The organism is Catenulispora sp. GAS73 (assembly GCF_041262085.1).
Taxonomy (GTDB): Bacteria; Actinomycetota; Actinomycetes; order Streptomycetales; family Catenulisporaceae; genus Catenulispora.
Genome location: NZ_JBGCCM010000066.1, coordinates 23,483 through 36,486 on the forward strand (window position 1 = coordinate 23,483; position 13,004 = coordinate 36,486).

Consider the following 13,004-nt stretch of genomic DNA (forward strand, 5'->3'; position numbering starts at 1 on the left):
GATGTTCAGCGCAAGCGGCGGGTGGTGGGTCGGGTGTCCCAGCGGTAGCGGGCGCGGGCTTCTCGGATGAGTGCGCGGACGGTTACGAAGGCGGCGGTCAGGTAGAGGTAGAAGTCGACGATCCGGCCGACGCGCTCGAAGCAGCGGCGGATCTTGCCGTAGCCTTTCATCCAAGACTGCGTGGATTCCACGACCCAGCGCTTGCCCACTTGAATCAGGGCTGGCACGCTTTTAGCGGCGATCTCGCCGATCAAGGTGTGTTCGGTTAGGGCCACGCCACTTTGCATGGCTTGCCGTTGTAGCCCGAGTCCAGGTGCACCGTCGCGTTCTCGGCAGGCCGCCGACTTGCGAGCGGGCCGCGCGCAGGGTGGGATCGAGCAGCTTGGTGTCGTGGCGGTTCGCGCCGGCTGAGGCAAAGCCCAGCGGCACTCCCCTGGCCTCGACGCAGGTCGAGCACTTCAGGCCCTGCTTGGCGCGGTCGACCCGGGACGGGCTGGCCTTGACGCCTTTGCACGGGGCCTTGGTGTGACAGCCGTCGACGGCCAGGTCATTGAGCTCCAGCCCGATCATCTGGTCGTAGGCGGCCAGGGTGATCCGGTCAGCTTGTGAGCCAGCCCCAGGCTGGCCCACAGTCGGACCCGGCGGCGGATCGTGGTGGCCGAGCAGGCGGCGCTGGCGATCCGCTCGTAGCCAGCGCCATGTACCAGGGCGGCAATGACGTTCTCGAATACAATTCGGTCAGCAATCCGGCGGCGGTGGCAGCCCCACGGGTGGTCCGGGGCGAACTCGGGCTGTTCGGGCAGCAGCGCCGCGAACTGGATCCACAGCGGCTCCAGCAGAGATGACGGGACGACAGGCACGGATCCTCCTGCGGTTACCAAGCGTAGAGAACTCCGAGATCACCGGGATCCGTGCCTGCCTGTCAATACCCTCAATCACTTCCAGCGCGAACTCGGCCACCCACATCTACTGGCGGTCGCCCTAAGGTCAAGTCGGCAGCCTACACGTCGTCACACGGACCGGCGCATGCAGCAAAAATGGACGCCCCTCACTTATGTGTGGGTGGTTCGGAGGGGTAGGTGGGGTCGGTAGCCGCCGTGGGCGGGCAGGGCGAGGGCGATGAGGCCTTCGGGGTTGGTGAAGCCGTAGGCGGTACGGGTGATGCGTCGGATTTTGGTGTTCATGGATTCGATCAGTGCGTTGGACAGGTTGTGGTCGAGGGCGTTGTCGATCTCGGTGCGGTTTCGTTTGATGGTGCGGGCCAGTTCGACGAAGGCGGGGATTTGGCAGCGGGTGGCCCCGATCAGCCAGCGGCACTGTCCGCACCACCCGGCGGGTGCGAGCTGGTGGACGCCGCGACCGAGGCCGTGCCCGCCTTACACCCGCGTCGCTGGGATCAAGGCTCGGATGCGCTCAACCGCTGCCAGTGCCGCCGAGCTGCCACTGCGGGTGTAGACCTCGGCGGCGGTGTCCGTGAACTTGATGACGTGCTCGTCCCCGTGCGCCACGGCCGCGTCCACTGCACGCGCCACCGGATCGTCGCTCTCCGGCACCGTTGGCGACGCTTTGTCAGGGGCGGCCGTCTCGGCTCCGTAGGCGCTGTAGATCGCGGCACTGGCCGACCACACGGCCGCCAGGCTCGGCTCCCACAGGGTCTCGGGCAGCGCGGGCAGCGTGTGCAGCACCGCATTCGGCGCGGTGGCGGTGTGCACCAGCAAGACCGGCGAGCCGTGACCGAAACGCAGGTAGCGCTCGGTGGCGGCGGCGACTAGGTCGGCCAGTCGGTTCGGGACGTCCTGCGGGTCGGCGGCAGGTCGCAGCGCGGCAGTCGCCCGGGGCCAGGCCGGTGTGGTAGCGAGTCGGCCCAGGCGCTCGGCCACCGTACCCGACCGCCCCGGTTCCCGGTCAAGACCGTCGAGCGCCGGGCCCGCGTCCAGCTCGCCAGACGGCGGCAGGGCACCGGGCACCGGCGTGAAGCGGGCCGCCCAAAGCGCCAGCGCGTGCGCAAGCTCGGTACGCGACGCCTCGTGGTCGGCTCCGGCCAGCAGTGCGCGGACCACGTGGCCGGTGCGGATCACACCGTGCGTGGCGCCGGCGACGATCCCCGGCAGCAGCCGCCGCCACAGCGCCAGCTCCTCCTGCCAGGTGGCCTCGGTGAGTCGCTGCTCGAAGTAGCGCGTCCAGTCTGCGTAGCGGTTCCCCTCCCCCAGCGTCTCGCACCCGTTCTCTTCCGTGATCGGCCACGTCGCCGACGGCAGTTCGATCAGACGCCGCACGTAGGCCTCCGTCCACGCCTCCGCGGCCTCGGCGCGTCCGTGCCGCACCAGCACCTCGGCCGCCATCGGGCCGTGGTTGGTGAGGCGGTCCGCGCCCCACTCCGGGCCGAAGGTGTGCAGGCGGTCGTATACGTGGGACAGGGTTCCATCGCTCATCGCAAGCCTCCTTGGAGATCCGTTGCAGGTATCGTGCGATGAGGGCTGGCCTTAGGGGATCCGTGGCCACCAATGATTTTAGAGTCGCCGACGCGGAGAGCCGCCGAGATGGAGCCGATGCCGACAGCCGGAGCGCCGAAGATCTCGCGCCGCGAGGCGGAGGTGCTCGCGGGGATCGGAGCCTACCTGGCGAACACCGAGATAGCCGCTGCGCTGGGCATCTCCGTGCGGACGGTGGAGAGTCACGTCTCGGCGCTGCTGCGCAAGTTCAGGTGCCGGACCGGCGGGCCTTGGCCCGGGCTGCCTCGGCCGTCCGCCAAGTCGTCATTCTGGACGCTGAAATTTCCGGTGGCGAGGTCCTTCGGCTCCCGGGACTCCCCTTCACGCACACCTCCTTCGTCGGCCGCGCGCATGAGGTGGACGCCGCAGTGCCAGCCGTTGGCGAACCCGGCTTGGTCACCCTCGTCGGACCTGGCGGAGTGGGCAAGACGCGCCTAGCATGCGTGTTGGCGAAGCGCGCAGCGATGGTGTTCGGCGACCCCGGCGCGTTCGTCGACCTGGTGCTGGCTGCCCCGGCGTTCGCGGTGCAGACGGTGGCGGCGGCGCTCGGCGTGGCCGACGTCCAGCAGCAGTCACTGGAGCAGTCGGTCGCCGCCTTCCTGGCCGAGCGCCACGCGCTCCTGGTCCTGGACAACTGCGAGCACGCGCTGGCAGAACTTGCGCCGCTGGTCGAGCGGATCCTGGCAGCCTGCCCACGGATGACGGTGCTGGCGACCAGCCGGGAGCGCCTCGCCCTGCCCGGCGAACGAGTGCTGCACGTGGGGCCGCTGCCGCTTGCCTCCGGCGCCGAGGCTCTGTTCGCCGACCGTGCCCGAGCTGTGGACGAGCGGTTCGCCGCCGCGCCTGCGGTGATTGCCGCGATCTGTGCGCGCCTGGACGGGCTGCCCTTGGCGATCGAGCCGGCCGCGGCGCGGGCGGCTTCGCTGGGGCCGCAGGGTTTGCTGGCTGCGCTTGATGATATCCTGCGGCCGGTGTCCGGCGGGCGGGGCGGGGATCGGCGCCACACGTCGCTGCGTGCGGTGGTCGAGTGGAGCCATCGGCTGCTGAGCTAACCGGAGCGACGTTTGTTCGCGGAGATGGCTGTGTTCTGCGGCGGGTTCGACATCCAAGCGGTGACGGCGTTCGCTGGGGAGAGGCCAGCCGCCCATGTGGTCGATGTGCTGGGGCGGCTCGTCGACAAGTGTCTGATTCTGCGTGATGAAGGCGACGGGCGCTGGCGGATACTTCGAACAATTCGGGCGTTCGCCGACGATCAGCTTGCCGCCGAGCAGCGCACGCAGGTGCAAATGCGGCATCTGAGCTGGGCGGCCGACCGAGCGGAGGTCTTGCTCGATCAGGCTGCGCGTCACGGTGAGGCAACGGGGTGGATCGTGGAGTTCGATCGCGTGGTCGACGATCTGCGGGCGGCCCTGGCGACGGCAGGACCCGGGGCGGAAGGTCGGCGTCTGGCGTGGGCGCTCACGCGACTGGCCTATGCCAGAAGGTTGCTGCGGGAGTCGGTCGCGCACTTCCAGCGTGCCGCCGAGCTGGCATCCGACGATCAGGAGGCCGCCGTCGCGTTGCGCACCGCCGGGCACGCGACGTTCACGATCGATCGTGCCGACCAGGCCTACGAACTGCTGCTCGCCTCGGCCGCCCGCGCCGGGAACGGACGCGACGCGGCGATCGGCTGGTTCGAAGCTCTGCTCACCGCGTTCCGGTTCCCCTCCGGGTTCAGCCGCCCGATTCCAGCGTCGGAGGCTGAGCGGCTGCTCGCGAACGCAGTTGCTGCGATGCCCCCCGCCGACGTCGAAGCCACGGCCTACCTGGACGCGGCACGATTGTGGGCCAACCCGGCAGCATCCCCACAGCTCGCCGCCGAGGCGAAGCGCTCTGCCCGGCTCGCCGACGACAGCATTCTGATGAGCGCTGCGCTGTCGGCCGAGACCGAATCGGCCGGGCGAGAGGGACGGATTGCAGACGCTCGCACGGCCACCGCCGAACGGGTGCGCCTGCTGGATGATGGACAAGGACGATCCTCGCCACGCCGCCGAGCTACTGGAGATCCGGCACACCGAGTGGCTGGTCGCTCTGAGCTCCGGCCGCCTGCTCGAAGCGCTCGACGTCGCTCGGCAGATCAACGCTCACGACCTGCTCGGCATGCACCCCTACCGCCCGGCCGCCAAGCTGGTCCCGCCGCTGGTCCTGCTCGGGCGGTTCGACGAGGCACTGGCCCTGGCGGAGCCGTTGTGGCAGGCGTGGCGCCGGAGCGGCGCGCCGGCGGCGACCCTAATCTCTCCGGCAGCGTCCTGCATCGCGTTGGTGCACGGCCTGCGTAGCGACGAAGCAGCGCGGCACATCTGGGAACACCGCGCGCGCAAAGCTCTGGGCGCCCTGGACGTGGGCCTGCGGAAATATCACGCTCCGTTCGCGGGGCTCGTCGCGCTCCGGCTGGCGATCCATCGCGGCGGGCCGGTCCCGTATCTCGCCGCGACTGAAGTGCCATCCTCGCTGCTCAGCATCAGCGAGTACATCGGGGCTGCGGCAGCTGAACTCGCGGATGTCGCCGGCGCGCCGAACGCCGCCGACCGCTTGCGCCGCTCCGCACGCGACAATCCTTGGGCGAACGCTTGCGTGACCAGGGCACGTGGGCGTCTCGACGCCGATCCCCTGCTACTCATGGAGGCTGTCGGGCAGTGGGACAGCCTTGGTGCGCGGTTCGAGCGGGCCAGCACGTTGATGCTGACGCCGGAGCGTGAGGAGGGTCTGGCGGAACTGCGGGCTCTGGGTGTTGCCGTGCCAGGAGCCTGATCGCAGCTGCGACGCGCGAGGAGCCGGCCCGAGCTGACTGCGGCGCCGCGGCGTCAACGGCAGCACGGCGCCGCTTCTGGTGCGCACTTCGGAGCGCTTCGCGCGCTTGTCAAACAAGCAGCGGCCGCTTCAATGACCGATTTTCACCGATTCACCCCCCGTGAGCGCTTAACCACGACACCATCCCAGGGCACTGATTCGCTGCGCATCCACGCCCGCACTCCGTCTTGACGCTGAATTTGCCGACGTTGATGATCTTCGAGAAGGCGGGCCGCTTCTCCGAGGCCCTGTGATTTGTGGGACTGGCTCAATCAGGCGCTGGCTCGATAATCCGCGATTCTCTGAGCTGCGCGCCGATTTCGAAGCCACCTGAATCAGCTGCTGAAGATCCTCCAGAGAGGCGGCCACTCATCAGCGGGCTGTGATACCGACCACCGATCCGCCGAACACTGGGCACACATAACAGAGCCCTGGCACACCGATGACATGACCGTGACAGCGACCCCTGGGAGACTCCGCTGCGTCAGTCTACTGACGGTGCGAGACCAGGTCGTGTTCGCCATGCACTGCGGTAAAGCCCACCGAGCGCTCCCACGCCGTGTCCACAGACGGAAGTTCCGTGGTGTCCAGAAGCCAGCCGAATGTATTTCTTGCGCCTTTCCTTGATTCATATTCGCAGCTCCGTGTGATCTAGGAGGACGAGTGGTGGCGGTAGTCGATTCTCTATGGCCCCGCAGCCATCGGAATCCAGACGGCGCGGCCTATAGTCGCTCGCCAGCAACACGAAACCACGGAGCAGGTTCCCTGACTGAACTGGCGGGCTCGCGTCCGGTACTTCATCCTGCCGGCACCGACGGTGCCCTGGCATCGGTTCTCAGCGACGTCGCAACCGGGCGTTGGCTTGGCATGGCAGACCTCCTGGCCGCTCGGGAGTCAGCCGATCCGGGCGTCCGCTGTACCCGTACCCTGCTGCTGGCCGTGTCGCAGCCGCGACAGATGCGGTCGAGCAGTGGCTTGCGGAGCGTCCGGGCGATGTACACGCCTGCACCATGCGCTCCCGCGTCGCCGTGGAGCGCACGTGTGCTGCGTTAGTCGTAGCAGGTTCGCTCAGCGAAGGTGCGGACAGCGTGCGCCGTGCGCAGAGCGCCTGCTGGGAAGCTTCCCAGGCGAACCCGGCCGATCCGGTTCCGCACCTAGGCTTGCTCGCGCTGGCGTGTGCTCGCCGGACGTTCACCGAGGGGCCTGCCGCGTGTCCCATTCCGGGACCGTGGAGTGAGTTCTTCGACGTGTGGCGGATCGACCCGGGCAACCGGGAGGCCGCCCACCGCATGCTGGGTGCCATCGCAGCGTCGGGGGCCGGGGGTCGTGTGCTCGACGCGCAGATGTTCGCCCGCTGGATAGCCTCATTCCCGGAGATCGGACCGGCCAGCCCGGTCAAGGTTCTGCCTCTATACGCGCTGGTCAGGTTGTGGGAACAGAACAGCCACGTTGCGAGCGCGGGCGGACTGCCACACCTGCTGTGGACGACGGACGCCGCCCTCGCCGACATCCAGCCCGCCTGGGCCTGGTTTCGCCGCGCTGAGCCGGCGACGCGCCTGGTGCTCGACCTGTCCCATCTGGCGCACGCGCTGTGGGCGGCTCACCGGCTGGACATCGCCGCAGACGTCTTCGAGGCGATCGGCGCCTACGGGGCGACGCGGCCCTGGGAGCAAGTCGCCGATGACGGCGTTGCGAAGCTGGTGCAGGCCCGGGCCCAGTCGATGCTGGCCCGCCACCAGATCCGGACCACGACCGGATGACCGATGACGAACCCGCTCATATCACAATGTCCCTTGCTTTTCCCGTCTGAAGGATCGACCATCGCCATGTCATCGCCCGACGGCGCCACCCCCTCCTCCCCCAGCATGCTCGACCCCGCTGACGATCGGCGGCTACGGGAGCTCGGATACGAACCGATTCTCTCCCGGCGGATGTCTCCGTTCGGGAACTTCGCGATCTCGTTCTCCATCATCAGCATCCTGTCCGGCTGTATGACGCTGTTCGGACTCGGTATGAACACCGGCGGCCCGGCTGTCATGGTGTGGGGCTGGATCGGCGTCGGCGCGCTGGTTCTCCTCGTCGGTCTCGGGCTCGCCGAGGTCACAAGCGCCTACCCCACCTCTGGCGGACTGTTCGTCATGGCCGAGAGGCTCGGCGGGAAGCGGTGGGGCTGGTACACCGGCTGGCTGAACCTGCTGGGCATGCTCGGCGCGATAGCGGGCATCGACTTCGGCGCATCCCAGTTCATCGGGGCCTTGGGCGCAATGCGGTTCGACTTCAACCCGACGAAGTACTCCCTGATCGGGATCTACGCGATTGTTCTGGTCGTCCATGGATTGCTGAACATGTTCGGCGTCCGGGCACTGGACATCCTTAACAGGATCTCCGCGTGGTGGCACCTGGCCGGAGTGGCACTGATCGTCGGCGCTCTAGCGATCATCCCGTCGCAGCACCAGAGCCCGAAATTCGTGTTCGCACACTTCGCCGACCACTCCGGGTTCAGCAACCCGCTGTACGTGTCCGCTGTCGGCCTCCTTCTGGCCGGCTACACGTTCTCCGGGTACGACGCGTCCGCGCACCTCTCCGAAGAGACATCTCAGGCCGCGACATCAGCCCCCCGTGGCATCGTGCGTGCCATCTGGGTGTCCTGGATCGCGGGCCTCGTCCTTATTGTCGGGATGCTCTTTGCGGTCCGGAAGTACGACGGCGAGTCCGCAGCCTCTGTTCCTCCTGCACAGATCTTCACGGATGCGCTCGGGACGAACTGGGCTGAGGTGCTGCTCACAGTGGTGATCCTGGCACAGCTTTTCTGTGGCCTCGCGGCGACTGGAGCCTGCGCCCGCATGGTCTTCGCGTTCTCCCGCGCCGGAGCTCTGCCTGGCTCGAAGTCCTGGCGGACCCTCAACAGCCGACATGTGCCAGCCCGCGCAGTGTGGATGGCCGTCGTTATCGCATTCATACTGGCGCTTCCCAGCCTATGGAACATCGCGGCCTACGGTGCGGTCACCGCCATCAACGTGGTCGGGATCACCCCGGCGTACGCCATCCCCATCTACCTGCGAGTCCGCCAGGGCAAGGAGTTCGACGCGGGGCCGTGGAACCTTGGAAAGCGGGGCGTCTTTATCGGTGTGACCGCAGTGGTGTGGGTAGGGATCGAGACGATTCTGTTCTGCCTGCCACAAACCTCCCCGATCACCGCCCTGTCGTTCAACTACGCCCCAATAGTGCTCGTCGTCATGTTGGTCCTGGCCTGGGTGTGGTGGATGCTGCGCGGACGTGAGGGCTATACCACCCCGACCGCCATGATCGAGGCTGACACCTTCGCCGATCTGGACGTCATCTAAGAGCGCTCGGAAAACGCCAGATGCGCGGCCGGGACTGGACAACCGCAACCGGCCCCGGCCGCGCCAAATTAGGCCGCCGACCCTGCAGGACACGCCCGGTGACAACAGCAGCGGCTTACAAAGCCCCGCCGCCGGGGGAATACGACGGCTTCAATACGCGCTCCATCGGCCGACTAGCTAGGCGTCGTCAGCCCTCTGACCTGGCCTCGTCGCATGTCCTTGTCGAATGGTGCGTTGGAACAGATCGCGTTGGACGAGTTTCAGGTGAGTATGCGGCAGATGTTGGCGGTGCAGGTCTCGGGGTCGGTGACATCGGCGGCGTCAGCCAAGTCACGCAGGATATTTCGGGTGGCTTGGAGTTCGGCCACACGCTGCTCGACGTCAGCGAGGTGCTGATGGAGCAGGGCGGCAACGTGTTCGCAGGGCGGCTTTCCGTCGTCGCGAATCGCCAGAACGCTTCGGATCTCGGCGAGGGTCAGACCGGCGGTCTGCGCAGTGCGGATGAAGGCCAGCTGGGCGGCTGTCTCCGCCGGATAGTCGCGGTAGCTCGACGGTGTGCGTGGTGGGTCCGAGAGCAGACCTGCCTGTTCGTCGAACCGGATGGTCTTGGCGGTGGTGTCGGCTGCGCCGGCCACGACTCCGATGCGCATGCTTCCACAGTAGCTCTTGACCTTCCAGTGCGATGGAAGGTCTAACGTCGGAAGCAAGACCGTTTGGAGGCGGCTATGCGGATCGATGTGTTGCCCTGCCACTGTTACCGGCCTCTTACAAACCGAGATCAGAACCCGGCACCCAGGTCAGAAGCCACGCTTGGTAGAGCATCGGGCACAAAGCCGGCGTGCAGAATCGCCGATTCCAACTGCCGCAATCCTGATGCGGGATCCAAACCCAACTCATCGCGCAGCCACCGACGGTTGGTCCGATATACCTGCAACGCCTCCGACCTGCGCCCTGCACGGTGCAGCGCCGTCATCAGCAGCGCGACGGAAGCTTCGCGTTGCGGATGACCGTCAACGAGCGCGGTCAGCCGGTGGATCAGGTCCGCCTCGGGTACGCCCGGCGCCTCAAGCAGAGCGGCTGCCCACGCCTCCACGACGTCCAGCCGCAACTGCTCCAACCGATACGCTTCGTGTTCGACGAACGGCCTTTCCAAACCCTGCAAGGCGTCCCCGGACCACGCCTGGAGCGCTTCGCCGAAAAGGACAGCAGCACTTTCGCGCTCGCCCCGTCGGGCCGTCCGCCAGCCCGCCGCCGCATACGAGCCGAATACGTCGAGGTCGAAGGTACCGACCGTGGGATCCAGCAGGTATCCGCCGGCACCTGTTTGGATCACGCTGGGTCCGAGCCCTGCCGAAGACAGGGACCGGCGCACCTCACTGACCAGCGAGTGCACGCGACCGGTCATCGTCGCCGGTGGCTCATCGCCCCACAACGCCCCGACCAGGCGCTTCGCAGACACTACCTTCCCGCGCGACAGCAGCAGAACCGCCAGCAGTCCGCGAGGCCCGGGACCACCGATAGCCACCGGTGCGTCGTCAACCCATACCCCCACTGGACCGAGAACGCGGAACTCGACCGCTGAGTGCTTCATTTCCGCTCCCCACTACAGCACTGCAGAAACTAGCCGCACGATACGCACACGCTCTGCCACATCGGTGTTAGTCAGATTCCACGACCGTGCCGTCGCCGGCCCGGCAGTGTCTATAAGCGCCGACGATCGCTTCTTGGGTCTGCGCAGGCCACGTCCACTGGCGTGGTGTAAGAGTTCTTGGTTTAGCTGGTCTTTTTGCTGCGTGGGAGTGCTGCGGGTCCGGTGAATTGGGTGGTGGTGCCGGTGCCGTGGAGCTCTGCCATGGAGCCTTCTGAGAGGTAGCGGCGGTCGGCGACTTGCCATTCGTCGTGCAGTTCGGCCAGGACCGCGCCGGTGAGGCGTTCCAGCGCTGCGGGGTTGGGGAAGACCTGAACGACGTCGGCTCGGCGTTTGACCTCGCGGTTGAGGCGCTCCAACGGGTTCGTCGACCAGATCTTCTTCCAGTGCGTGTCCGGGAAGGCGGCGTAGGCCGTGATGTCGGTTTCGGCCCGCAGGAGCATGTCCTTGACGACTGGGAACTGGGCAGCCAGCAGGTCGGCGACCAGGTGCAGCTGTGTGTGGACGGCCGCGGCGTCGGGCTGGGCGAAGATGGTGCGATGGTCGCAGCGACCATCTCGCCGGAACCAGGCTCGATCCTGGCCAGGACGTCGCGTACGAAGTGGACCCGGCACCGCTGCCAGGCCGAACCCAGGAAGACCTGGGAGATGGCGGCGACCAGGCCGGCGTGCGCATCGGAGATCACCAGCTGCACCCCGGACAGTCCCGGGCCCGCAACGAACGCAGGAACTCCTTCCAGAAGGCCTCGGTCTCGTTGTCGCCGACGGCGAACCCGATGATCTCCCGGATACCTGTGGCGTTGACGCCGGTGGCGATGACCACGGCTTGGGAGACGATGCGGTGGTTGACCCGGGCCTTGCAGTAGGTCGCGTCCAAGAACACGTACGGGAACGTGGTGTGGTCCAGGGTGCGGTTCTTGAACTCAGCGATCTCGGTATCCAGCCCGGCGCAGATCTTCGACACCTGGGACTTGGAGATCCCGGTGTCTGCGCCCAGGGCCTTGACCAGGTCATCGACAGAGCGCGTGGACACGCCGTGGACGTAGGCCTTCATGACGACCGCGAACAGCGCCTGATCGATCCGGCGGCGCCGCTCCAGCAGCGAGGGGAAGAACGAGCCGGTACGCAGCTTGGGGATCTGCAGCTCCACATCACCGGCCGCCGTGGTCAGGCCGCGTTCACGGTGCCCGTTGCGCTGGTTGACGCGTTCTGGGCTGTGCTGGAACGGTGCCGCCCCGATCGCCGCGGTGGCCTCGGCCTCGATGAGTTCCTGCAGGATCCGCTCCAGCACGGTGCGGACCATGTCGGTGTTGTCGGAAGAACGCAGTGACGCCAGTAGGTCCAACAGTTCAGACTGGGAGAGAGCCATCGCAGGGCCGCCCTTCGGGAAATTAAAGCCTTCCCTTTGAAGGTCCTGCGATGGCTCCCTACACGCTAGAGCCCAGCTCAAGGCCAGTTACACCACACCAACGGACGCCATCTCTGCGCATCTGCCGGGTGCCAGTCAATTCCCGACGATCGACGTTACCCACGACGTGCCGCAGCATCACGACAAGCCGAACGAAAGCCTCGCCAAGGCGATCTTCGATATATATCCCCGGCGGCATGCGGTCCTGCAGCGCAAGCCCGCCCGTTGCTGGGCCAGGTACCGGTCCTCGACCGCGAGCGCGCTGAACGCACCAACGCGTTCGAAGATTATCCGAAGGGCGAGCGTGTCAGGATGCGCATGTCAGATGCGCGAAGATCCGCTCACCAGCTCCCGGGGTCGGCTGGTAACAGCCACCTACCCTCTTCCGCATATGGGTCATGCCGATTGGAGAACGCAAGCAATGCAGTCCGAACGTGCGATCGAGTGTGACAAAGACCATCCTCCCGGGCGGCAGGACACCGGTAGAAGAGGAGGCCATCGGCGGGCTCGGGTGGCCGGGGCAACGATCTTCACGGGTGCGCTCACGGCCATGTTGGGTGGTTTCGCGGCGACGTCGGCCTCGGCGAGCACGGTCTCCGGTTCTGGCATCGCTCAACTGGCGGCCGCCAACGTCGGACAGATGGCGTGCTCGACCAACACCTTGGGCGGGCACGCTTTCGAGGGAAGCTGCACCGGCAACGGTGGGCAGCCTGAATTCTGGTGTGCAGACTTCGCCATCTGGGCATGGCAGAACTCAGGTGTCACCGACCTGGCCGGTCTCACCGCGGCCGCGCACTCCTTCTACACCTACGGCCAGAGCCACGGCACGTTGTCGAACACCCCTGCCGTCGGCGACGCGGTCGTCTTCTCCAACGCGCAGGGCGACACGGGCACTGGCCCGTCGGGGATCAACCACGTAGCCATTGTCAGCCAGGTCAACCCGGATGGCACGATCGCGACTATCAGCGGCGACTGGGGTGGCAATGGTGGTACGGAGGCGGCATTCGCCGGCTCGTCGCACGTGGTCGCCAACCCTGCCTACAACGGCGCGGTCGGCACCTACTCAAGCGTCATGGGTATGTGGATCGAAGGCTACGTCGCCCCGCCTGCACTCGCCCCGTTGGTGTCGCGGTTGGGGGTGTTGGAGTCTGCGGGCGGGGTCGTCGAGATCAAGGAGGGCGGGTTGTACGCCCAGTGGTCGCCGGCGGAGATGGGCGGGATCGCCAAATTCCAGATCAACGGCGACTGGATCGGGGTGCTGACGACCGGCGGGGAGTTGTTCGT

The 13,004-nt window shown here is 66.9% G+C and carries 10 protein-coding genes and 2 pseudogenes; 6 read left to right on the forward strand and 6 right to left on the reverse strand.

Going from position 1 to position 13,004, the window contains the following annotated elements; genetic code table 11:
• Positions 1-5: 5 nt before the first annotated feature.
• The 3 genes and pseudogenes from ABH935_RS49195 to ABH935_RS49205 all read right to left on the reverse strand — a co-directional run bounded on the left by ABH935_RS49195 (position 6) and on the right by ABH935_RS49205 (position 2,432).
• A pseudogene (locus ABH935_RS49195) lies at positions 6-860 on the reverse strand (IS5 family transposase).
• Positions 861-1,052: 192 nt separating this feature from the next.
• Positions 1,053-1,307 (reverse strand): transposase, encoded by a 255-nt coding sequence (locus tag ABH935_RS49200; RefSeq protein ID WP_370384939.1) that lies wholly within the window; start codon positions 1,305-1,307, stop codon positions 1,053-1,055.
• Positions 1,308-1,376: 69 nt separating this feature from the next.
• Positions 1,377-2,432, reverse strand: a complete 1,056-nt coding sequence (locus tag ABH935_RS49205) for a hypothetical protein (protein ID WP_370384928.1) — start codon at positions 2,430-2,432, stop codon at positions 1,377-1,379.
• 117 nt (positions 2,433-2,549) lie between these two features.
• Here ABH935_RS49205 and ABH935_RS49210 point away from each other — a divergent pair, with 117 nt between their 5' ends.
• The 5 genes from ABH935_RS49210 (at position 2,550) to ABH935_RS49230 (ending at position 8,665) form a co-directional block, all read left to right on the forward strand.
• The gene (locus tag ABH935_RS49210) at positions 2,550-2,930 is read left to right on the forward strand and encodes a response regulator transcription factor (protein ID WP_370384929.1); all 381 of its coding nucleotides are present in this window, start codon (positions 2,550-2,552) and stop codon (positions 2,928-2,930) included.
• A gap of 8 nt (positions 2,931-2,938) precedes the next feature.
• A complete protein-coding gene (locus ABH935_RS49215; protein ID WP_370384930.1) occupies positions 2,939-3,544 on the forward strand; it encodes a hypothetical protein in 606 nt (201 codons plus the stop codon).
• A 946-nt stretch (positions 3,545-4,490) separates the two neighbouring features.
• The gene (locus ABH935_RS49220) at positions 4,491-5,282 is read left to right on the forward strand and encodes a hypothetical protein (protein ID WP_370384931.1); all 792 of its coding nucleotides are present in this window, start codon (positions 4,491-4,493) and stop codon (positions 5,280-5,282) included.
• A 1,127-nt stretch (positions 5,283-6,409) separates the two neighbouring features.
• Entirely contained in the window at positions 6,410-7,081 is a 672-nt protein-coding gene (locus tag ABH935_RS49225) for a hypothetical protein (protein ID WP_370384932.1), read from the forward strand.
• Positions 7,082-7,147: 66 nt separating this feature from the next.
• Positions 7,148-8,665 carry an amino acid permease gene (locus tag ABH935_RS49230; protein WP_370384933.1) on the forward strand — a complete coding sequence of 506 codons (1,518 nt, stop codon included), beginning with the start codon at positions 7,148-7,150 and terminating at the stop codon, positions 8,663-8,665.
• 260 nt (positions 8,666-8,925) lie between these two features.
• Here ABH935_RS49230 and ABH935_RS49235 read toward each other — a convergent pair whose 3' ends face one another.
• The 3 genes and pseudogenes from ABH935_RS49235 to ABH935_RS49245 all read right to left on the reverse strand — a co-directional run bounded on the left by ABH935_RS49235 (position 8,926) and on the right by ABH935_RS49245 (position 11,681).
• Positions 8,926-9,315: a heavy metal-responsive transcriptional regulator gene (locus tag ABH935_RS49235; RefSeq protein WP_370384934.1), complete on the reverse strand. Its 390-nt coding sequence runs from the start codon at positions 9,313-9,315 to the stop codon at positions 8,926-8,928.
• A gap of 128 nt (positions 9,316-9,443) precedes the next feature.
• Positions 9,444-10,256 carry a BTAD domain-containing putative transcriptional regulator gene (locus tag ABH935_RS49240; RefSeq protein WP_370384935.1) on the reverse strand — a complete coding sequence of 271 codons (813 nt, stop codon included), beginning with the start codon at positions 10,254-10,256 and terminating at the stop codon, positions 9,444-9,446.
• A 182-nt stretch (positions 10,257-10,438) separates the two neighbouring features.
• Positions 10,439-11,681: pseudogene (locus ABH935_RS49245) on the reverse strand (IS256 family transposase).
• A 550-nt stretch (positions 11,682-12,231) separates the two neighbouring features.
• Here ABH935_RS49245 and ABH935_RS49250 point away from each other — a divergent pair.
• A partial coding sequence (locus tag ABH935_RS49250) for a CHAP domain-containing protein (RefSeq protein WP_370384936.1) occupies positions 12,232-13,004 on the forward strand: 773 nt, incomplete at its 3' end.

Coding starts and splice junctions, on each gene's coding strand:
- ABH935_RS49205 (WP_370384928.1), bottom strand. CDS start 2,432: ATGAGCGATGGAACCCTGTCCCACGTATACGACCGCCTGCACACCTTC.
- ABH935_RS49210 (WP_370384929.1), top strand. CDS start 2,550: ATGCCGACAGCCGGAGCGCCGAAGATCTCGCGCCGCGAGGCGGAGGTG.
- ABH935_RS49220 (WP_370384931.1), top strand. CDS start 4,491: ATGATGGACAAGGACGATCCTCGCCACGCCGCCGAGCTACTGGAGATC.
- ABH935_RS49230 (WP_370384933.1), top strand. CDS start 7,148: ATGTCATCGCCCGACGGCGCCACCCCCTCCTCCCCCAGCATGCTCGAC.
- ABH935_RS49235 (WP_370384934.1), bottom strand. CDS start 9,315: ATGCGCATCGGAGTCGTGGCCGGCGCAGCCGACACCACCGCCAAGACC.
- ABH935_RS49240 (WP_370384935.1), bottom strand. CDS start 10,256: ATGAAGCACTCAGCGGTCGAGTTCCGCGTTCTCGGTCCAGTGGGGGTA.